This is a genomic window from Microcystis aeruginosa FD4 (assembly GCF_009792235.1).
Classification (GTDB): Bacteria; Cyanobacteriota; Cyanobacteriia; order Cyanobacteriales; family Microcystaceae; genus Microcystis; species Microcystis viridis.
This window is the reverse complement of sequence record NZ_CP046973.1, coordinates 1553420-1575415: the sequence shown is the minus strand read 5'-3', so window position 1 is coordinate 1575415 and position 21996 is coordinate 1553420. Positions and strand designations below refer to the sequence as shown.

19 protein-coding genes and 1 pseudogene are annotated in these 21996 nt (G+C 43.9%); 10 read left to right on the top strand and 10 right to left on the bottom strand.

Annotated features, from left to right (window positions below; all coding sequences use genetic code 11):
* The first annotated feature begins 206 nt into the window (after positions 1-206).
* The gene (locus tag GQR42_RS08040; RefSeq protein WP_158199563.1) at positions 207-392 is read left to right on the top strand and encodes a hypothetical protein; all 186 of its coding nucleotides are present in this window, start codon (positions 207-209) and stop codon (positions 390-392) included.
* Here GQR42_RS08040 and ctpC read toward each other — a convergent pair.
* Positions 382-1674 (bottom strand): carboxyl-terminal processing protease CtpC, encoded by a 1293-nt coding sequence (gene ctpC / locus GQR42_RS08035; RefSeq protein WP_158199562.1) that lies wholly within the window; start codon positions 1672-1674, stop codon positions 382-384. The genes GQR42_RS08040 and ctpC overlap by 11 nt on opposite strands.
* Positions 1675-1919: 245 nt before the next feature.
* Here ctpC and GQR42_RS08030 point away from each other — a divergent pair, with 245 nt between their 5' ends.
* The 4 genes from GQR42_RS08030 (at position 1920) to GQR42_RS08015 (ending at position 6695) form a co-directional block, all read left to right on the top strand.
* A complete protein-coding gene (locus tag GQR42_RS08030) occupies positions 1920-2741 on the top strand; it encodes a cell division protein FtsQ/DivIB (RefSeq protein WP_158199561.1) in 822 nt (273 codons plus the stop codon).
* 192 nt (positions 2742-2933) lie between these two features.
* Entirely contained in the window at positions 2934-4181 is a 1248-nt protein-coding gene (ftsZ, locus tag GQR42_RS08025; protein ID WP_158199560.1) for a cell division protein FtsZ, read from the top strand.
* Between the two features lie 6 nt (positions 4182-4187).
* Positions 4188-4988 (top strand): bifunctional hydroxymethylpyrimidine kinase/phosphomethylpyrimidine kinase, encoded by an 801-nt coding sequence (gene thiD, locus GQR42_RS08020; RefSeq protein ID WP_158199559.1) that lies wholly within the window; start codon positions 4188-4190, stop codon positions 4986-4988.
* A 519-nt stretch (positions 4989-5507) separates the two neighbouring features.
* Complete coding sequence (locus tag GQR42_RS08015; protein WP_158199558.1) at positions 5508-6695, top strand: RNA-guided endonuclease InsQ/TnpB family protein; 1188 nt, start codon at positions 5508-5510, stop codon at positions 6693-6695.
* Between the two features lie 584 nt (positions 6696-7279).
* Here the strand turns inward: GQR42_RS08015 and GQR42_RS08010 are convergent.
* Positions 7280-8791, bottom strand: coding sequence for an ABC transporter permease subunit (locus GQR42_RS08010; protein WP_158199557.1), 1512 nt, complete (start codon positions 8789-8791; stop codon positions 7280-7282).
* 198 nt (positions 8792-8989) lie between these two features.
* Here GQR42_RS08010 and GQR42_RS08005 point away from each other — a divergent pair, with 198 nt between their 5' ends.
* Positions 8990-9745, top strand: a complete 756-nt coding sequence (locus GQR42_RS08005) for an amino acid ABC transporter ATP-binding protein (protein ID WP_158199556.1) — start codon at positions 8990-8992, stop codon at positions 9743-9745.
* Between the two features lie 58 nt (positions 9746-9803).
* Here the strand turns inward: GQR42_RS08005 and GQR42_RS08000 are convergent.
* Both GQR42_RS08000 and GQR42_RS07995 read right to left on the bottom strand, forming a co-directional pair.
* Positions 9804-9955, bottom strand: a pseudogene (locus tag GQR42_RS08000) (ISNCY family transposase); the annotation flags it as partial.
* A gap of 583 nt (positions 9956-10538) precedes the next feature.
* Entirely contained in the window at positions 10539-11618 is a 1080-nt protein-coding gene (locus GQR42_RS07995; RefSeq protein ID WP_158199555.1) for an IS630 family transposase, read from the bottom strand.
* A gap of 276 nt (positions 11619-11894) precedes the next feature.
* Between GQR42_RS07995 and GQR42_RS07990 the strand changes: the two genes are divergently transcribed.
* Positions 11895-12236 (top strand): ISAs1 family transposase, encoded by a 342-nt coding sequence (locus tag GQR42_RS07990; protein WP_158199554.1) that lies wholly within the window; start codon positions 11895-11897, stop codon positions 12234-12236.
* Positions 12237-12462: 226 nt separating this feature from the next.
* On the opposite strand, the gene GQR42_RS07985 is transcribed toward GQR42_RS07990, so the two are convergent.
* Both GQR42_RS07985 and GQR42_RS07980 read right to left on the bottom strand, forming a co-directional pair.
* Complete coding sequence (locus GQR42_RS07985) at positions 12463-13656, bottom strand: Coenzyme F420 hydrogenase/dehydrogenase, beta subunit C-terminal domain (RefSeq protein ID WP_158199553.1); 1194 nt, start codon at positions 13654-13656, stop codon at positions 12463-12465.
* Positions 13657-13771: 115 nt separating this feature from the next.
* A complete protein-coding gene (locus tag GQR42_RS07980) occupies positions 13772-14689 on the bottom strand; it encodes a histone deacetylase family protein (protein WP_158199552.1) in 918 nt (305 codons plus the stop codon).
* A 160-nt stretch (positions 14690-14849) separates the two neighbouring features.
* Between GQR42_RS07980 and GQR42_RS07975 the strand changes: the two genes are divergently transcribed.
* Both GQR42_RS07975 and GQR42_RS07970 read left to right on the top strand, forming a co-directional pair.
* Positions 14850-15719 carry an alpha/beta fold hydrolase gene (locus tag GQR42_RS07975; RefSeq protein WP_158199551.1) on the top strand — a complete coding sequence of 290 codons (870 nt, stop codon included), beginning with the start codon at positions 14850-14852 and terminating at the stop codon, positions 15717-15719.
* Positions 15720-15798: 79 nt separating this feature from the next.
* Positions 15799-16737, top strand: coding sequence for a glycosyltransferase family 2 protein (locus GQR42_RS07970; protein ID WP_158202427.1), 939 nt, complete (start codon positions 15799-15801; stop codon positions 16735-16737).
* Here GQR42_RS07970 and GQR42_RS07965 read toward each other — a convergent pair.
* Complete coding sequence (locus tag GQR42_RS07965) at positions 16698-16889, bottom strand: hypothetical protein (protein ID WP_158199550.1); 192 nt, start codon at positions 16887-16889, stop codon at positions 16698-16700. The genes GQR42_RS07970 and GQR42_RS07965 overlap by 40 nt on opposite strands.
* Before the next feature lie 191 nt (positions 16890-17080).
* Here GQR42_RS07965 and GQR42_RS07960 point away from each other — a divergent pair, with 191 nt between their 5' ends.
* Positions 17081-17320, top strand: coding sequence for a hypothetical protein (locus GQR42_RS07960; RefSeq protein WP_158199549.1), 240 nt, complete (start codon positions 17081-17083; stop codon positions 17318-17320).
* Between the two features lie 146 nt (positions 17321-17466).
* Here the strand turns inward: GQR42_RS07960 and GQR42_RS07955 are convergent, their stop codons facing one another.
* From GQR42_RS07955 to GQR42_RS07945, 3 genes are all read right to left on the bottom strand, one after another.
* Positions 17467-18702: a response regulator gene (locus GQR42_RS07955; protein WP_158199548.1), complete on the bottom strand. Its 1236-nt coding sequence runs from the start codon at positions 18700-18702 to the stop codon at positions 17467-17469.
* A 228-nt stretch (positions 18703-18930) separates the two neighbouring features.
* The gene (locus GQR42_RS07950; protein WP_158199547.1) at positions 18931-20355 is read right to left on the bottom strand and encodes an ammonium transporter; all 1425 of its coding nucleotides are present in this window, start codon (positions 20353-20355) and stop codon (positions 18931-18933) included.
* A 174-nt stretch (positions 20356-20529) separates the two neighbouring features.
* Positions 20530-21966 (bottom strand): ammonium transporter, encoded by a 1437-nt coding sequence (locus tag GQR42_RS07945; RefSeq protein ID WP_158199546.1) that lies wholly within the window; start codon positions 21964-21966, stop codon positions 20530-20532.
* Positions 21967-21996 lie beyond the last annotated feature (30 nt).

Here is a 21996-nt window from a genome sequence, read left to right as displayed (position 1 = left end):
AAAGGGCGTACGCTATACGCCCCTACATCGCGCCTGGTGTGATTGGTAGGGGCGCAATGTGGTCAGTGAGTTTATCGAACTGCTTGCGCCGATAATGTGACATGGTCAACATTTTTTACCCAATGTCCAAGAGAGCCTAACCGCCTATCCTGAGATTAGGGGACTGGGTGTGGGTTGTGGGGTTTGGGGTATAAGGAGAAAAATCTATGGATAATAGCGCACAAAACTGGTACATTGTCCAGGAAAATACGGGAATTTGTCAGATTATAGCCCTAGAAAACGGAAAAACCCCAGTTAGTGGTCAATACTGGGGTCCTTTTGCCGAGCCAGGAGAAGCGATCGCCCGTCGGGGGGGTTTAATTCGAGCGGGCAAATGTCAACCTATTGTTTAGCGGTATTGGTGGGTGTTTTTTTGCCTTCAGTGATTTCTTTTTCCAAGATTTCAAAACCCTTCTTGAATTGAGGATCCTGGAAGGTTCCCACCCGCTCCCGTTCCTGTTGAAGATTTTTGCGCTCTTCCTCGCTCAGTTCCGACTCCACATCCGGATGAATACCATCTTTATTGATGTCGCGTCCTTTGGGGGTGAGATACTTGGCAATCGTCACCGCTAATCCCGAACCGTCACTGAGACTGCGTACCGATTGCACTAATCCCTTACCAAAGGTTTTCGTACCGACAATAGCCGCCCGATCATGATCCTGTAAAGCCCCGGAGAGAATTTCACTAGCACTGGCGGAACCCCCATCGACGAGGACAACCAGCGGTTTATTAGTCAAAGCTTGATTGTTGGCCCGTTGACGTTCCGTCACCCCTTTGCGATCAACCGTAGAGACAATTAAACCATCAGGTATCCACATCCGAGCGATTTCGATGCTGGCGTAGAGTAAACCGCCGGGGTTGGAACGGAGATCGAGAATATAACCTTTCACCTCTTCGGCTTCCAATTCGCGAATCGCTTGACTCATATCGCCACTAGCTTGGGCGCTAAATTGATTGAGACGGATATAACCGATTTTACCGATCGGGGTGTTTTCTGTGTGGGCGCGCACTGGATGAATTTCAATTTTGGCCCGGGTAAGAGTCAATTCCTTTTTCTCCTCACCCCGTTGAATCGTGATCTTAACGCTTGTCCCCACTTTGCCGCGGATCATGCTCACCGCTTGCTCCAGTTCCATACCTTCGGTAGATTTACCATCGATAGCGATAATCACATCTTTGGGCAGCACACCAGCTTTAGAAGCGGGAGTATCTTCAATGGGTGAAACCACGACTAACTGCTTGGTTTTCTCATCTTTGGTCAATTGAATCCCTACCCCGGTCAATTCTCCCGATGTATCGATCTTCATATTGTTAAACTCTTTGGGATCCATAAAACGGGTATAGGGATCATTGAGAGTTTTCAACATCTCGCGGATAGCGGTGTATGCTTCCTCTTGATTTTTGTAGGAACGATTTAAATACTGATTGCGGATGGCGTTCCAGTCCGATTGATTAAAAGTGCCATCTAAATAAGTGCGGTTGATGATCTGCCAAACCTCATCAACGGTTTCCTTGGGACTTTCCTGAAAAAAAGCTTGACTTTGAGAGAGACGGAATCCCGCCCCCGTGACGGCGACGGTAGACAGGACCACTGCTGTAGCACCGAGAACAAGTCCGCGTTTGTTGATAACCATAGGTAATTTTCAGATAAATTAGGCTGTTCTTGCCGAAATGCTCTTTCTGGCTGACCGTCGAAATATCTTGGCAAAAAGGAGCGTTTAGGTTTCCTGGAGACAGACAAAAGAACGCCTGTAGACTACTACTGTTATAACATTGATTATCTCTTTCTTTGTCAAACTGGTTATTTGAGTAGCGATCGAGTTGCCAGCAGCCCACCTCGCGACCTAAGATAACAGCAAAACTGTCCCGGATTTTCCCTATGAGCGATCAAATCCTTTCTTCCCTCTCCCTAGAACAAAAACGACAAAACCTGCGCCACCAAAGGCGATCGAAGGTGTGGCAAGCCCTGGGTCGCTTTCTGGTGGTTAGTGGTTTAGCGACGGGATTAGCTTGGGGGATGACTTCGCCCTATTGGACAATTACCAAGGCCGGACAGGTGGAAATCGCAGGCACGGAATTAATGTCGCCCGAGTCGATTCGTGCTTGGCTAAAATTAAGCTATCCTCTGTCTCTCTGGGAATTACCTACCCATCAATTGCGAGAAAAATTAGCGGCTATTCCCGCTATTGCCGACGTTAAGATCGAGCGGCAATTATTACCCCCGCAAGTGATTGTTTCTATTCAAGAAAGAAAACCTGTGGCCCGTTGGCGTTCCCATCAACAGCAAGGTTTTTTAGATGCCTCGGGAACGATAATTCCTCAAAACTATTATGGTCGAACTCTGCCCAAAACCCAATTACCTAGCCTAGAAGTGCTTGGTTACGACCGACAATATCAACAACAGTGGCAAAAAATTTATCCCTTAGTTGATAACTTATCGATTAAAGTTACCGCCATCGATTGGCGCAACCCTAGTAATCTTGTACTAAGGACTGAACTGGGACAGGTCTATTTAGGTTTTTATAAAGATAGATTGCCCGAAAAATTAACCGCTCTCGTACAATCGCGGCCATTGTCATCCAAGATACCTCTAGCGCGAATTCTCTACATTGACCTGAGCAATCCTGATGCTCCCACTGTACAATTAAAACCGCAGCCAGCCCCGATCGTTGCCAAAGTAACGGCAACTGGTAGGGATTAACTGGAATTGATCAGCAAATAACCGCAATTATTCCCTTTATGTATTGCCAAAAACCCCAAATTATGATTTTCTGAACCAGAAACTGATAATGTAGATACTGGAACCGACATAATATTAGTGATAGTGTTAACATTGCATCTCTAATTCATCAAATCAATAACAGAATCTTGTACTAAGAGTGTTCCAATTCCAATGACATCGATTAATGAAATCGTTCCCACCTATCCCAATCTGAATAGTAACGATTATGCCAGTTCAGCTATGAGCGAAGATAATCATTACTCTCAGAATAATGCTGGAGTATTATTTACTCGCCCCCATGAATCACAGATGACACCCCGAGAAGAAAGTCGTAGTAATCGCATCGTGCCAAGCAATGTCGCCAAGATCAAGGTGATCGGGGTCGGCGGTGGGGGCTGTAACGCCGTTAACCGCATGATCGCCAGTGGCGTGACCGGAATCGAATTTTGGGCAATTAACACCGATGCCCAGGCCCTGGCCCATTCCTCCGCCCCCCAGAGGTTACAAATCGGGACAAAATTAACCCGCGGCCTAGGGGCGGGGGGCAATCCGGCGATCGGACAGAAAGCGGCGGAAGAATCTCGGGATGAAATCGCCCAAGCATTGGAAGGAACCGATCTAGTCTTTATTACCGCCGGGATGGGCGGCGGCACGGGAACGGGGGCTGCTCCAATTGTGGCCGAAATTGCCAAAGAAATCGGCTGTTTGACCGTGGGAGTTGTGACTCGTCCCTTTACCTTCGAGGGTCGTCGTCGCACTAATCAGGCCGATGAAGGGGTGGGCGGTTTACAAAGTCGGGTCGATACCCTGATTATTATCCCCAATAACCAGTTATTACAGGTAATACCCGCCGACACTCCCCTACAGGAGGCTTTTCGGGTCGCTGATGATGTGCTGCGGCAAGGGGTACAGGGGATATCGGATATTATCACTATCCCCGGTCTGGTAAATGTGGATTTCGCCGATGTGCGGGCAGTGATGGCCGATGCGGGTTCGGCCCTAATGGGTATCGGCATCGGTTCCGGAAAATCTCGGGCTAAGGAAGGCGCGATCGCTGCTATTTCCTCACCGTTACTGGAATCCTCGATCGAAGGGGCGAAAGGTGTGGTCTTTAATATCACTGGTGGTCAAGATCTAACCCTACACGAAGTCAATGCCGCCGCCGAAATTATCTATGAAGTGGTGGATCCCAACGCTAATATCATCTTCGGGGCAGTAATTGACGAGAAAATGCAGGGAGAAGTCAGAATTACCGTCATTGCCACCGGTTTTTCCGGCGATTCCCCCTCTCGTCCCACTGCTAACAAGGTGGTGATTAATACCCCCGCACCCAGTCCAGCACCCACTCCCGAACCACCAAAACCGGCGGGATTAGATATCCCCGAATTTCTGCAACGTCGTCGTCCTTTTGATCGCTAACCTCCTATGACTGCCATTGCTCTCACCATCGCCGGTTCCGATAGTGGTGGCGGCGCGGGAATTCAAGCTGATTTGAAAACCTTCGCCTTCCACCGAGTTCACGGCACCAGCGCCCTTACCTGCGTTACCGCCCAAAATACCCTGGGGGTCGAGCGCGTCGAGTCCTTAAGTCCAGAAATGGTGACGGCCCAAATCGATGCCGTGGTCAGGGATATCGGTGTGTCAGCGGTCAAGACGGGAATGCTGTTTAGCAGCGAGATTATCGAAGCAGTGGCCGAGGCGATCGAGCGCTGGCGTTTAACCAGTTTAGTGGTAGATCCGGTTATGGTTTCGCGGGTAGGAGCCAAATTAATTGATGATCGGGCTGTAGATAGTCTTTTTGATAGTTTAATTCCTCTGGCTTCGATTATTACCCCTAATCGTTACGAAGCACAGCTTTTAAGTGGCATTGAGATCAATGATTTTGAGGCGATGAAAGCGGCCGCCGCAATTATTTTCCAGAAGTCGGCCACACCGGTATTAGTGAAAGGTGGCGGCATGAAAGGGCGGCTGCGTGGGGTTGATATCTGCTTTGATGGGGAAGAATGGGAAACTTTTAAGACCAGAAGCGTCGAAACCAATAATACTCACGGGACTGGTTGTACCCTATCAGCAGCGATCGCTGCTAACCTCGCTTTGGGTGATGACCTGAAAATAGCGGTGAAAAAGGCCAAGGATTACGTTACTAACGCCCTTGAGCATTCCCTCGCTATTGGTCGCGGAACCGGTCCAGTGGGTCATTTTTACTCTTTAAAAGCCCTAAATTAGTCAATTAATGACCACTACGCTGCGTATTTCCCCCCAAGTACCCCAGAGTTGCACTGGTCGCCCCTCAGTTCCCCTCTCCGTCTATACTCGCACAGTGCAAATCGCACTGGGTACTTTACCCGATTGAACTATTAAGACTTAGCCAAGAGAAATAGCTTGGCCTTTTTCTCCGGATGACCGACAAATTCCGCAATGTCTTACACTTCATCGAAAATTTTGGGTCTGAAACCCCGTCGTTCTAGGTTGGCTTTACCGTTAAATAGGGTTTGCTGAAAAAGTTTTTCCTGGGGGCAGGGTGTAGGGTGTGGGGTGTGGGGTGTAGGGTTTTACCGATTTTGAGGGGGTCAATTACCTAATTTTCAGGGAAAAAGTCCAGGAATTTTTCCCCCGATCACTCCCAGATCCATTACTTTTTGATGGCCAAAAGGTCTAAAAGTTTTACCCAACAAGGTTTTTAGATTTATTCAGCAAACCCTAAATATGAGCATCGTTTACGAAATATATGCTAAAATGTGAGGCATGGAAAAAGCCTATTCGTTTCGAATTTACCCCACACCCGAACAAGAGTCGCTATTGCGGCGCACTTTGGGCTGTGTAAGATTGGTTTACAATAAAGCTCTCCATCTCAGAACACAAGCATGGTACGAAAAGCAAGAAAGAGTAGGATATACTGAAACCTCTTCAATGCTAACCGAGTGGAAAAAGCAAGAAGAATTAGACTTTCTCAACGAAGTAAGCTGTGTACCTTTGCAACAAGGGTTAAGACACCTACAAACAGCTTTCACTAACTTCTTTGCTGGTCGTACTAAGTATCCTAACTTTAAGAAAAAACATCAGGGAGGAAGTGCCGAATTTACTAAGTCTGCTTTTAAATTTAAAGACAAACAAATCTATTTAGCTAAATGCACAGAACCTTTAGCAATTCGATGGTCAAGACAAATACCAGAAGCTTGTGAACCAAGCACAGTAACAGTCAGATTACATCCTTCTGGGCGTTGGCATATCTCAATAAGATTTGATGACCCAACAATTAAGCCATTACCAGTAACAGATAAAGCCATCGGAATTGACTTAGGAATTAGTAGCCTTGTGATTACCAGCGATGGTGACAAAGTATCTAATCCTAAGCATTTTAAAAAGCATTATCAGAGACTGCGAAAAGCACAAAAAAGCCTTTCTCGAAAACAGAAAGGGTCAAAGAATCGAGAAAAAGCGAGAATCAAAGTAGCCAAAATTCACGCTCAAATTACCGATAGCAGAAAAGACCATTTACACAAGCTAACCACTCAATTAGTCCGTGAAAACCAAACGATTGTGGTTGAGAATTTAGCCGTCAAAAATATGGTCAAAAACCCGAAATTATCTCAGGCAATATCTGATGTTAGTTGGGGAGAAATAACTCGACAATTAGCCTATAAATGCCGTTGGTATGGGAGAAATTACCTCGAAGTAGATAGATGGTTTCCTAGTTCTAAGCGGTGTAGTAATTGCGGGTATATTGCTGAGAAAATGCCGTTAAATGTTCGAGAGTGGGACTGTCCAGACTGTGGGACACACCATGACCGAGATATTAACGCTAGTAAAAACATTTTGGCCGCAGGACTTGCGGTGTCAGTCTGTAGAGCGACCATAAGACCAGAACAGAGTAAATCTGTTAAGGCAGGTGCGGAACCCCGCAAGGGAAAGAAGCAGAAACCCAAATCGTGAGGTTTGGGAATCGCCGTCCGTTTTACGGCGGTGAGGATGTCAAAAAGAAAAGTCTCGAAAAGATCGAGAATTTCCTCAAAGTCCACATTATGTTTTTCTATGTTAGAACACCGCTTGCTCTCATGCCATTCAAACGAATCAAATTTCATACTTGATCATTTATACTAAATTCTGTTTAAAAGGTATAGGGAAGTGGGAAGTGGGAAGTGGGCAGAAGGAACCGGGTTTTTAAAGTTAGATTAGGAGTTAATCGGACTATTAAAAACGGATTTGGTATTAAGCCTATTAGGGGTTTGCTGAAAAAGTAGGGGCGAAGCATTCGGATAGGAAATCTACGGTTTCAGCGATAGGTTATGCCCGAATGCTTCGCCCCTACAGGACACGGGCCGATGAAGATGCAGGGTTTTGAACCACGATTCTCTCAAAATCTTGCATCTGTTTCGCGAAACAAGCCACTAAGACCCTTACCTCGTCTATATTTCACATTTATTCAGCAAACCCTATCTAACTACCTCTTGCCGCTTGCCTATCCTAACCAAGAAGTTAATTTTGCCCTATCACTTATCAGTTCCCATCTGTTGCCCCTAGGCTTTCTGATCCTGTTTAGATTTATGTAGGGGATCCATAGAAATCTCTAAGCGCTTAAATACCACAGAGGAAAGGGTAGTTAAAACCAAATAAACTAAAGCAACAGCGATATAAATCTCGAAAGCTTTATAGGTAGTGGCTACCATTAATTGACCTTGCCGGAATAATTCTTCAAAACCGATTACTGCCGCTAAACTGGTATCTTTAATTAGGGTGATAAATTCATTCCCCAACGGTGGCAACATCCTGCGAAAAGCTTGGGGAAAAATCACCTCGCGCATGGTTTGTGCTGGGGACATTCCTAAACTAGAACAAGCTTCCCATTGACCATTATCGATCGATTGAATACCGCCGCGCATAATTTCAGCTAAATAGGCCGCCACATTTAAACTTAGGGCAAATAAGGCCGCCGGTAAACGATCTAAGTCGATATTTAAGCCAATTTCTCGGAACAACCCGGGCAAACCAAAATAGATCAAGAATAATTGCACCAGCATCGGTGTTCCCCGAAAGAAATCCACATAGATGCGGCAAATTATTTTTAACCATTTGTAGGGAGAAATCAGGGCAATAGCCACTAAAGTTCCACCGATTAACCCGAAAAGAAAAGACAGAACCGTTAACAGAATTGTCCAGGGAACCCCTTTCACAATCAGGTTATAGAATAATTCTCCCCAGTTAAAACTCGATTCCTGTAAATTCTTTAAAGCTGGAGCAACTAAGGGTAATACTGGCGGTTTTTCTCCAAACCATTGCCGAAAAATAACATCGTACTGACCACTTTCTATGACTCGACCGAGAGCATCATTAATTAACTGGAGATAGGGGGAATTTTTGGGTAAAGCAATGCCGTAGAATTCCTCCGTTAATAATTCTCCGACCACCTTTACTCCCCGCAAACCCGCTTCTTTAATGGCATACAAAGTTACGGGTTTATCGTTAACTACCGCCTCAACTCGACCATTAATTAATTCCTGCAAAGCTAAAGCCGCCGAGTCAAATTGACTAACCACTGCTCCAGGTATTTTTGTTGCTTCTAAGGCTCCCGTTGTGCCAATTTGGACGGCAATTCTTTTGCCTTTTAAGTCTTCAAAATTTTTAATCGTCTTATTATCTTCCCGAACAGCGATCGCTAAACCAGCCCTAAAATAAGGTCGAGAAAAAGAAATCGCTTGGGCGCGTTCAGAGGTGATTGTCATGCCACTAATAGCGGCTTCCACTGTTCTTGCTTGTAGGGCCGGAATAATACCATCAAAGGGTAAATTTCTCAAGTCAATGTTGAGATCAGCTTCCTTGCCAATTGCCCGCATTAAATCGATATCAAACCCGGTTAATTGTCCCCCTTGTTGAAATTCAAAGGGTGGAAAAGTCGCTTCTGTGGCGACTCGAAAAGGATTAGGAGGAGTCTGAGAAAAAGCGGGAATAACAGTTAATCCGAGCGCTAAAACTAATCCTAACAAGGCAAAGATGACTCTCTGCACCGCCCGCCCTCGCCAAAATTTAATCATTTTTTAAGTTTTACTCCTTGATTTTTTTACTCAATTAAGTTAAGGATTTCGTCCTACTCCTCACCTAAGACAGATGTAGAGAGACTATTTGAGTATTATGATTATTCCTCTTGATAAAATGTCGTCAAGGATACAATCTAGCAGAAACTAATCTCGATACCTTTATACAGAATGTAAAATTTTTTACGAGAGGACATCATGACCACTACTACCCCTGTGATTGTTAGTGAAGGTTTACGCAAAAGTTACGGCTCTTTAGAGGTACTTAAAGGAGTTACAGGCACTCTTTATCAAGGGGATGTGGTATCGGTAATCGGTCCCTCTGGCTGCGGCAAAAGTACCTTTTTACGCTGTCTCAATCGTTTGGAAACAATTAACGGCGGCCGCTTGGAGGTGATGGGAATTGACATCTCTTCCCCGAAGTTAAATCAATCAGTTCTCCGCAAGTTACGCAGCCGGGTAAGTATGGTGTTTCAACACTTTAATCTTTTTCCCCATCTCACCGTTTTACAAAACTTGATGTTAGCCCCCAAGCAAGTCTTACACCACTCGGAAAATGAGGCTAAGGATACGGCAATTCATTATCTGGAAAAGGTGGGATTGGCCCCAAAAGCCGATGTTTATCCCGACCAGTTATCGGGAGGACAAAAACAACGGGTGGCGATCGCTCGCAGTCTCTGCATGAAACCAGAGGTGATTTTATTTGATGAACCCACTTCGGCCCTGGATCCGGAATTGGTCGGGGAAGTGTTAAACGTTATGCGTCAATTGGCCGATGAGGGTATGACTATGGTAGTCGTCACCCACGAAATGCAGTTCGCTAAGGAAGTCTCTAACAAGGTTTTGTTCTTCAATCAAGGTGTCATCGAAGAAGCAGGCGATCCCGACACCTTCTTTAATCATCCCCACAGCGAGCGCCTGCAAGCCTTTTTAAGTCGGATCAATAGTAATTAGGGTTTGCTGAATTCAGGAGTCTCGGAGTCTCGACTAGGAAATTAATTTTGCACGACTACTTATGAATAGAACCATTCTTGATAGTATGGTGAGAACGACAACGCTGGACAAGTAAATACAGGTGAACTAGGGGAGATTTTGTTCTGTGCTAGGCTGATATTTGAGTAAGCCGGACAGGAGCCACAAAAAGATATTGATCAGAAAAGTCATGATCAAGTTAGAGGTTTAAAGATTGATGGCTCTTCGGTTCGTGTTATGCAATGGACGAGGTTATAAGGGATGAAACTATTATAGAGAAAGACATTGCTGCGATTTTTGTCAATTGTTTTCGCTCTAGAACGAACTAATCAATTAAGTCTCTTGCCAGATAAGGATTTAGTCGATTTATACCCCCCGATCGAACCATAGCAAGTAACGAAGACTCAGATTGATTTATAGCGATACGCAATAGAGTGAGATACAGGCAAAGCTTTGCTTGGACTGGTTTGTAGTCGGTGATAATGTACCTCATACGACTGCGAACCGTTATAGTGGATTAGAGATGAAGATTGATTGAATGAACCAATCATAGTCAATCAAATAATCACATCAATCATAGTTAAGACCGTTGGAAAAGAGAGTCTGTAGGCGCACGGATTTCCCATTATGAATATAATATCATGTCAAGTCGCCTTTGTCAAGAGAAATTTTGACAACATCCAGAAAAACGTAGGGTGCGTTAGACGGCCAAAATTTCCGCTTTAACTTCAAGCTAACAATCCGTCGTAACGCACCACCATCGACTATAGTGCGCCTAAATGAATTGTGAAAAGGCATCGGATTTCTTAAGGTTAGGAAAATTAAATAATTGAAATTTGGCAAAAAACTCGAACAGGCGTTTAACCACTCGAAAACTTTTGGCCAACCAATAAAATCTTCTCAAAAGATTTTTTAACTGTAGCCAAATTGCTTCTACTGGATTTTCTTCGGGAGCGTATCGAGCAAATTTATGACAGGTAATCTGCCAATCTTCTGGGGATAAACCCTGATTTTGTTCAGTAAGGAATTTGCTCATATCTTCTCCCGCATGATAGGAAGCTCCATCCCAAATAATCAGTATTTTTCGCCTAGGGTTGCTTTGAATTAGTTTTTTCAAGAAATCTACTGTATTCTCGACCTTCCCTGCCTTGTAGGGAGCTAAAATAAATTCTTTGCCCTCTAAATTTAAAGCTCCATAATAAGTTTGTCTCTCTTTTTCATTCTCAATTTTTACCAAAGTTCTTTCGAGTAACTCTGAGGGATTTTGACCTTCTTTTAGTCTTTCTTTAATAAAGTTCCAGAGATAGCCTAGAACATCTTTCCAGACCAGATGACATTCATCAAGCAAGTACACCACCAGCTTTCCCGACCGAATCTCCTCTTTTTTGCTCTCCAATAATTGACTGATTTCTTTATTCTTTTTTTTGACCTCTTCTGGAGCTTTTTTCGGGTTTACTTGTTCCGCCTTTGGCCAGCTAATTCTCGCTTCTTTTAGCAATTGGTAGTAGCTCTGTCTCGATTTAAACACAACCTCATAAGTTTCTAGTACATAAGTTTCTAGCTCCCCAATATCCCAGTGACTCTGGTTGATAATCCATTGAATTAATTCTTGTTTTTCCTCGGCATTTAGATAGGTTCTCGAACCTTTATACTTCAAGATAATCCCCTCAATTCCTGCTGAAATAAATTCCTTTTTCCATTTAGCAATGAATCTGGGGGTCACTCCAATAATTTCTTGAATTGCTCTATAAGCGTATCCCGACAAAGCCAGCTTAACCCCTAAGGCTCTTTTCAGTTCTCGGAAGTCGGGATTAGTTTTGATGAACTCTTCGAGAATTTGAAGTTCTGCTTCCATTTGATTCTCCAAACACTTATATTTGTCGTCCTTTTATTCTAAAATATTTCGGGATTGTTGTCGGCATTCTAGTTTACATATCATTTAGGCGCACTATATCAACGAGTTGATGAATTATTTAAAGAAGCTTTATTAAGTCAAGGGGTTGGCTATGAATACAGTGAATATATTCCTGAAGAATCAGGTCATGGGCGAACGGAAATCCGACGTTATCAAGTTTTGAATAACATCCAAGACTTAGTAGATTCAAGATGCGAATGAAAACATCTTAATTCAGTGGCTTGCGTCCAATATTATCGGACAGTAAAGAATGGTAAAACTAAGTTGGAAACTAGATATTTTATCACCAGTTTATCTCATGAGGCTCAAGAATTATCTCAATCTATTCGCGGACATGGGAGTATTGAAAATCAATTGCATTGGGTTTTAGATGTCGAATTTAATGAAGATAGTTCGAGAATTAGAAAAGATAATGCTCCTGAAAACTTGGCAATAATTAGACATATTGCTCTCAATTTATTGAAGCAAGATAAAACCGAGAAAGGAAGCATCAGAAGTAAACGAAATCGATCTGGATGGGATAACAATTATCTCCTTGAGATATTAACTAATCAATAATTCTCATCAGAAATTATTTTCAACTAAAATTGAATATATTTTTCTTTCTCAAACTAGATTTCTCTAATTTGAGACTTTTTTCTACTCCAATAGGACACTTATCTTATTTTTCAAATTAATCAATTAGTAGAAGGGATTCAGAAACGAAAATTTTCGATTCTTAACTCTTGAAATCCTTGGGATGTCTAATTTTTAAAAATTAGATGCGTTTGCCCTGAGTGAATAATTAATCGGGCAATTTATACTGTTCCACAATCTTTTTAGCATATTCAGGAACATGAGCCGCTAATTTTTCAGGATAATTACGTTTAACATAAAGGTAATTACGGGTAAAGTGAGAATCGATGGAAAAGCGAGCGTATTCTAAACCTTTAGGCCCGATTTTTTCAATTACTACTCCCATCATTTTTGCCGCCCACATCGGTAATGTTACACCTTTGTCGTAGGCGGGAATGCTATTTTGTACAGCCTGTTTTCTATCACCACTAGACATAACATCTTGGGTATCTAATTGATCTTTAACTAACTCTAACATTTCTTTGCCCGTATCATTACGAACGACAATCCATTGCCAGCCAAAAGGTGCGCCCATATAGCCCACAACTAAATCAGCAAGAGAGTTAACATAATCAAAACAAGTCATACAGGAAGGGGCAAAAACATCTTTTAATTTATTAGTCTTTAAGCCAAAAAAGGGAACCATTTCGATCGAGCCGTCTTCGTGTTTAAAGTGTACCCGAAAATCCTGCATAAATTCATAATGAACCACGGTTTCTGGGGAACGACTGGTAGTTTCTAGAAACTTTTGTAGTCCTGAACGGGTGACATTATCGACGCAGGGAGTTCCTAAGACATATAACTTTTCTAAGCCTAATTTTTTTTCTACTGCTCTTAGGGCTTGAATTTGACAACCAACTCCGATAACTAATAACCGTTTCATGCCCGATTTTTCAATTTCTTCTAGGACTGATAAATTGGGAGAAAGAGTCGGTTTATTAACTTTAGCGGCGAGAATTTCTTCAGTAGTACGAGCGAGAATCGGCTGGGGTTGAAAGCGATCCTCGGCGGTATTCTGCACACAAACCACCCCTTCTACTAAACCACGATTGAGCATTTCACAGGCAATTGTACTGACGATTCCTGTCCATTGCGCCCCTGGAATAACTTGTTTTTTCTTGGCAGCCATCATCTCTTGATGAACACCAAAATAGAGATCATTTTCCTGATTTAAGTCGCGACTTCTGCCGTGTGCTTCTGCTTCTAAATCGGCGATTTGTTGATTAAGAAAAGCACAAGCTTCTTTAACATAGTGAATATAATAAGTGTCACAAAGTCCGCACTCGCTACACAATTCCTTCGCAGGACGACGACTATTGGGTTTGAGGGCTTTGGCTTTTAGGTGTGGCGCAAGGGAGTTCATAATCTTAAAAGGCAACTAGGTCAAGGGTTTTTTTCTATCGATCGTTTACCTTACCGCATTAGATCGCTTTGTTACCAATCTTTTTAAAGAAATGTAACGATTACCCGGATTAGGATCAGAGCAAAGCTTCTAAGGTGGCGACGACGGAAGCAGCTAAAGTTTCTAAATCATAACCGCCTTCTAAGCCGAAAAGCAGCGGTTTATTGAGAGTTAAGAGGTATTTGGTGAAAATTCCATAATCTTGTGGGTGTAAACAAATGCCCGCCAGAGGATCCGCTTGATTGGCATCATATCCAGCACTAACAATCACTAAATCCGGTTGAAAATTTTTCAGAAAAGGTATGACTTGCCCCTCAAAATGTTCTTGATAATCTTTAATCGTACTTCCTGCCGATAAGGGAATATTCAAAACATTATCAAACTCACCTTTTTCTCTCGCTTCTCCCGTGCCAGGATAAAAGGGGAACTGATGGAGGGAACAATAGGCAATCTGGGGATGATTTTCGACTATATCCTGGGTGCCATTGCCGTGATGCACGTCCCAATCAAGAATTGCTACTTTTTGCACTCTTTTGTTTTCTAAAGCATAATAGGCGGCAATAGCAGCATTAGAAAACAGACAGAAACCCATGCCATAATTAGAAGTGGCGTGATGCCCGGGGGGACGGGCTAAAATAAAGGCAGGATCGCCGGTGGATAAGACTCGATCAACTCCATCTAACCAGCCACTAACCGCTAGTAACGCCACATCGTAACTACGGGCAGAAACGGGAGTATCTGCATCCAATCTTCCCCCACCCCGTTGACAAATTCGCCGCAATCTATCAACATAATCTTGATTATGAACTTGTTTGATCAAAGGGATTACTTCGTCACGAATTTCGAGCGCTGTCGGTAAATGCCATGTTAGTTTTGACTGCCATTCTGTTTGTTTTAAAGCCTCGACAATCGCCGTTAAACGCGCCGCTTTTTCGGGATGGTAAATACCCGTATCGTGATCGAGAAATTCATCAGAATAGATAATCGAGATCATAATCAAATTACTGCTTAACTCGCTGGTTTTTGAGCAACCCAATAGTTTTAATCTATCAGAAAAGCAGCGGCTTGAGGAGCTATAGTGAAAAAACTTTACTGATTGGGTCCCTTTTGCCAGATGATGCAATTATCTTTCCCCAAGGTGACAGGAGGCAAAAATGCTGACAAATTTTCGGAAATTTCAACTAGAAGTTAATGGCATTACTATCAATGGTGTCAAAGGTGGGCGCGGTTTTCCGCTGCTTTTGCTCCATGGTTATCCCCAAACCCATCAAATGTGGCATAAAATCGCCCCCCGATTAGCGGCCAATTTTACGGTGATCGCCACGGATCTGCGCGGCTACGGGGATAGCGATAAACCCTTACCCCTAGAGGATTCTAGCAATTATTGCAAACGAGTCATGGCCCTCGATCAGGTATTGCTGATGGAAAAATTGGGTTATCAGGAGTTTTATCTAATCGGCCACGATCGAGGGGCGCGAGTTTCCCACCGTCTCGCCCTTGATTTTCCCGAAAAGGTCAAAAAAATCGTTTTACTCGATATAGCACCTACGCTGGCGATGTACGAGGCTACTGATAAAACTTTTGCTACTGCCTACTATCATTGGTTTTTCTTGATTCAGCCTTCCCCTTTTCCTGAAACCCTGATCGCCGCTAATCCCGATTATTATCTGCACCATTGCTTGCAAAGTTGGGGGCGAGATTTTAGCGCTTTTACAGAGGAAGCTTTGGGGGAATATCGGCGTTGTTTTCGAGATTTAAGCACGATAACCGCCACCTGTGCCGATTATCGGGCTGCCGCTACCATCGATTTAGAGCATGATCGTCAGGATTTAGACCGAAAAATTTCCTCTCCCCTCTTGGTTCTCTGGGGAAAAAAAGGTTTCATTGCACGTCAATACGATGTGATCGCTCTTTGGCAGCAGCGAGCTAATCAAGTGACGGGACAGGCGATCGCCAGTGGTCATTTTTTACCGGAAGAAGCACCGGAAGAGACGGGACAGGCGATCGAGGATTTTCTTCAATAAGTAAAGATATTGACAGCATAATTCTCCCAGTTAGGAGTGAGATTTTTCAATCAATTACCGATCAAATATTATTATGCAAATGCTAAAATACTCCCTGATTGTCCCCATCTATAACGAAGAAGAAACTATTGCCGAACTGTATCGCCGGGTGAGTGCTGTCATGAATAATTTAGATGGGGCGGTAGAATTAATCCTAGTAAATGATGGTAGTAAAGATAGTTCCTTAAAACTGCTGCGAGAACTGCACAAAGCTGATTCACGAGTGTGTTATATCAGTTTCGCCCGCAATTTTGGTCATCAAGCGGCGGTAACTGCTGGACTTAATTTTTGCCGAGGACAAGTAATTATTGTTTTAGATGCTGACCTCCAAGATCCGCCCGAATTAATTCCCCAAATGATTGAAAAATGGCAAGAGGGGTATCAAGTAGTTTATGCCCAAAGAACCAAAAGAAAACAAGAAAGTTGGTTTAAAAAACTGACGGCCTATCTCTTTTATCGTTTGCTTAAAAGACTAGCCGATGTGGATATTCCCGCCGATACAGGAGACTTTTGTTTAATGGATCGTCAGGTGGTAGAGCTATTAAATTCTCTCCCCGAAAGAAATCGTTATATTCGTGGGTTACGCGCTTGGATTGGCTTTCCACAAACTGCGGTTAAATTTGAGCGGGATGTGCGCTTTGCCGGGGAAGTAAAATATACCTTTAGCAAATCCTTATCTTTAGCTATTAATAGCCTAGTATCTTTTTCCCGTGTCCCCTTACGTTTTGCCACCTATCTAGGATTATTTTCTGCCCTGATATCTTTGATTATGGCTCTGTTAGTATTATATTGGCGTTTACAGCAGCCCAACTCACCGATCACGGGTTTTGCCACGATTATGATCGCTATATTTTTTCTGGGTTCTGTACAGCTAATTAGCATCGGAATACTAGGAGAATATATCGGCAGAATTTACGAGGAAGTTAAAGGCAGACCCACCTACACAATTGCTGAGTTAGCTGGCTTACAAATTTCTTGATTATTGTCAGTAATAATCGCTAAAATTGCCAGTTGATAGAGAGAAGAAAAAGCTTTCTTGAGCGCCGCTCTCTGGTTTTTCAAGGCCAATGCGCCAAAAGTCTTGACAAATGGACAGCTTTGCTGTAGAGTAACCAGTAAAAATTCTATCATTAGCCTCTCTGTAGCAACAACAGCTAAAACTAAAAAACTATGGTTTTTCGGTTTGTGTTATGCAATGGACGGGGGTTATAAGGGATGAAACCCTTATATAGAAAGACATTGCTTCGATCTTTGCCAATTGTTTTCGAGCTAGAACGAACTAATCAATTAAGTCTCTTGCCAGATAAGGATTTAGTCGATTTATGCCCCCTGCTCGAACCATACCAAGTAACGAAGAGCCAAAACTATTCAGGACGAAAATTAATTTTGCACGACTACTTAATCCTTTTACTTTTCCTGTTCCCTACGACAATTATCCTGAGAACTTGGCAAAATATGGCGATAAAGTGCAGTTAATTCCGATGGATTGTTCCCAGATCAGGGATACGGTTTTAAATCTCTTAAAAGACTTGCCTGACTTGGCGCAATGTGTGAGGGATTGAAACCTAAACTCACCTAGAAACAGACCCGTTCCTTTTATAGCAGTCATCTCAAGGGTGAAGTATGAGGTCTCCGTTTTGGGGAGATGGTCGACAAGAGACGATGCCCTATCAGGTTATACTTCATCTTGATGAGAAACGCTGTAGTTTTAAAAATATTTATCTAGTAACTGTTTAATCATCTGGGTATGAGGGGACTTTTCTACTACCTCCGATGCTCCCGCTATTTTGGCACGAATGCGCTCAGTTAGACTGAGATGATCAGTAAAAATCCAAATGGGAGTTTTTTGAAACAGAGGTAATCCCCGTAAAGTACGACAGACAATGTAGGCATCCGTCTGTAGAAGTTGGGAACTTAAACAGATCAGATCTGGTTTTTGTTCCACGAAAAGGGAGATGGCCTGTAGTCCATCTTGTACAGTGATACAGTCATGTCCCAATCTTTTCATCAGGGCCGCCATGAATTGACACTTTTGCTGATTTTCATCTCCATAGGCAATCTTGAGAGATGGCACCTTGACAAAACTAGCAGAAGAATACATTTCGAGCGGTGAGGGAAAATCTTTAGTGGCCACTAGATCCATTGATCCTAACTGGACATAAATCATTAAAGAACGGGCCAAGGACAATAAATCTTGTCCCGACTGTACGGATAAATCCCGTAAACTGTGCTCTCCGTTAAAACGTTGGCTAAATAATTGAGTATTAAAAGAGGCAGTCCTTTTGGCTAATTCCTCAGTATTTTTGATGATCGGGGCCAGATTCGGGGAGCGATCGCCTAATCTGGCTCCTTGCCAAGCTTGCCATTGTTGCCAGACTTTAGCGATCATTTGTTCGGGGTTAATAACAGTTAGAGGTGTAAACCCTTCTAGGCGATCGCTTTGCCGATAAAAACCCACTTGAGCGGATTGAGTCAGATCGAAGAGGATTTCTTCGGCACTAGAACCAATAATTTGATTGAGTTGTTCTAGGGTAGTTTTTTGCTGTTTTGCCCATCTGGATAAAACTTGATACTCCCAGGCGATCGCTAAATTGTTGGTGACAACACTCATTAAGCCTTGGCGGAGAGTTTCTCGGTCTTGGAGAATCTCTGGACAGTAACGAGCGAGCATTCTTTGCCAGCGACGGACGGGATGACAACCCCCTGTGGCATAGACAAGACGACCAAAATAGAAATAAAAAACCGATTCTAAACCCTTATAATCCCTCAAGAACAGGCGACCATTGAATTCTCGATCTTTAATTTTTTGGAAAAGACTCGCTTGTTTCACGGCATTAAAACTGATGATCGGATTCAGATATTCCAGTCGAGAATTAGTAGGATAATCATTGGTATTCATCGCTAAACTAGAAGTCTGGGGGGTTGGTAGGGCTAAATCCATCATCGTCAAATGGCCAGCACAGGGTTAGGTCAATTGGCAGCCTAACATAAGACTAGCAAGGCAGAAGTGATAAGAGATCAAAGCCGCAGTGATCAATATCAATGGGCTTTTAGTCTAGATTCAAGATGATGCAATGGAAAAACAATTAGACCTAGTCCAATTCTTCTGAGAAGACATTGATAGAGACGAAATTTCGTCTCTGTTAGCCAGATAGATAGCTGATTGGAATCGCTAATAATTTTCTCGAGGATTTGTGGGGGGCAGATTTTCTTGGTAGGAAAGGCTGTTACCAAACTCGAATTCCTGTCCGTAGGCTTCCTCTCCGTGTTGAGGAACATCCAAACCTTCCGCTTCCGTATTCGGTTTGACCCGCAAATCCATGAATAAACTGAGAACTTTCAGGATGACGAAAGTACCCACGGCAGCAAAGATATAAGTAGCAGCAACGCCAACAAATTGCGTCCAAACTAAGCCGGGGTTGCCAAATAGTAAACCGTCATTACCGAAGGAATTAACCGATTTAGTCGCAAAAACCCCCGTAAGGATTGCCCCTACCGTCCCACCCACACCATGGACAGGATAGGTATCCAAAGAATCATCAAAGCGCAATTTTGCCCGGAGACTAACCGCAAAAAAACAGCTAAGGGCAGTGATCGAACCAATGAGAATCGCACCGATGGGTAGAACAAAACCGGCAGCGGGAGTAATACCCACTAATCCCCCTAAAAATCCACTAGCAATACCGATCGCTGTCGGTTTACCCCGTAAAATCCATTCTATAAGCATCCATGTCAAACCACCAGCCGAAGCGGCGATACTGGTATTAACAAAAGCTGTCGTGGCTAGGGAACTAGAGGAAAGCGCGCTACCACCGTTAAAACCAAACCAACCAAACCAGAGTAAACCGATACCTAGGAGAACAAACGGCACATTATGGGGTGCATAGGTTTGGGTACCAAAACTGCGACGCGGACCGATTACCCAAGCGGCCACCAGTGCGGAAATCCCAGAACTAATGTGAACAACGGTTCCACCAGCGAAATCCAGCGCTCCAGTAGCTGCCAACCAACCCTTACCCCAAACCCAGTGAGCTAGGGGAGAATAGATAAAGGTAGACCAAAGCAGTAAAAACCAAAAATAGGCTTTAAAGTTGACCCTTTCCACGATCGCACCCGAAATTAAAGCTGGGGTGATGATGGCAAACATCATCTGATAGACCATAAACACTTGATGGGGAACCGTGGGAGCATAGCCGGTGCTATCGGGTGCGGTGGCGGTGACTCCGTTGAGAAACAGCCAATCCAGACCACCGATAAAAGCTTCGATCCCTTCACCAAAGCCACTTTTACCCGGGGTAACATCAAAAGCGAGACTATAACCCCAAAGCACCCAAGTTACACCGATGACACCCATGGCCACCAAACTCATCATCATGGTGTTGAGGACGTTACGGGAACGGACTAAACCCCCATAAAAAAAAGCCAGTCCGGGGGTCATTAATAAAACTAAAGCTGAGGAGATCAGCATCCAAGCGGTATCCCCAGAACTAATCGGATTGGGGGGAGCGGCGGTGATGGTTTCCGCAAAAACCGGGGCAACTCCGCAATTGAATCCCAGTCCCAGCAAAAGTACGATTATTCCTACGATCTTTTTCATTGACGGTTGGTGGTTAGTAGCAAGATTATTTTTTTCTGTCTGGAAAGAGACAAAAACCGAAAGAGAAAAGGTTTAGAAGGTAATTATAGCCACCGATCGCATCGGGGCGAGGCCTTCTTCCTTTTCTCTTTAACTTTGTCGGGGATCAATTAATCTATCTTGACAAGGTTCACCTTAACGAGCGCTAGGCGTTTCCATGTCAACACTGGAAGCATAATAGCTACCGGCGACGATATCGGACTCCTTGACGAAACCGCTATAGGCTTCCATGCCGTGTTCACCCACATCCAAACCTTCCAATTCTTCTTCGGGAGTAACACGAATACCGAGGGTAGCCTTGAGGATTGTCCAAACAATACCACTAACAATCACGGTAAATGCCCCCACTGCCACAATCCCGATAATTTGGTTAATCAACAGTTGCAATTGACCGGTGATTAAACCTGCATCTTTGTTGAAGATACCGACGGCTAAGGTTCCAAACACACCACAGACAAGGTGAACGGAAGTTGCACCCACCGGGTCATCAATTTTCAGGTTATCGAAGAAAGCCACCGAGTAAACCACGACCACACCAGCAATTAAACCGATGATTGCCGCCGACCAATAGGATACACCATCACAACTGGCAGTAACGGCTACTAAACCGGCGAGAATACCGTTAATAATCATCGAAAGGTCGGGTTTACCATCTTTCGCCCAAGCGGTAAAGGTAGCGGCAATGCCCCCCGCGGCCCCGGCGAGGTTAGTGGTGACAGCGATATAGGGTACAGTTTCATTGACCGCTAAAGCAGAACCGGGGTTAAAACCGAACCAGCCAATCCAGAGAATTAAACAACCCAGGGTCGCAATACTCATGTTATGGCCGGGTAAGGCACTGGTGCGACCGTTAATGTATTTTCCCATTCTCGGACCGAGAATTGCCGCCCCCGTTAAAGCAGACCAACCACCGACCGAGTGAACCACCGTCGAACCAGCGAAGTCTTTAAAACCAAGGTCAGCTAACCAACCGCCACCCCAAACCCAGTGACCGGTGATCGGGTACATGATACCGACGATAATTAAGCTAAAAACGAGGAAATCGACGAATTTAATCCGTTCTGCCACAGCCCCAGATACAATGGTTGCTGCCGTTCCTGCGAAAGCCACTTGGAACAGGAAAAACACCGAGGTGGGCAAATATGCGGGCATAACGTAGGTGGCAGGATCGCTACTGCTGAGGAACCAACCTCCTGTACCGAAAAATTCGTTACTGACAGACCCAAACATCAGGGAGAAACCGATCGCCCAAAATGATATGGTGGAGAGGGCGAAAACGATCAGGTTTTTGGCGAGAACGTTAACGGCGTTTTTCTGGCGACAGAATCCCGTTTCTAGCATCGCAAAACCCGCGTTCATAAAGATCACGAGTATGGCGGCAATTAAAACCCAGATTGTATTGAGGGCGTTTTGGACATCTTCGGGGGTTAAGGGTTTCGCATCTTGGGCCTGTACAGCCCTGTTCCCAACCACAAAAATAATCGCGGACAAAGGAACACAGGCTAACCAGACAGGGTTAATTTTCGGTAACAAACCGACAAGTTCCCCAGATTTTCGAGCAATTCGTTTCATCGTCAATTCGTTTACTTTGTTGAGTTAGTA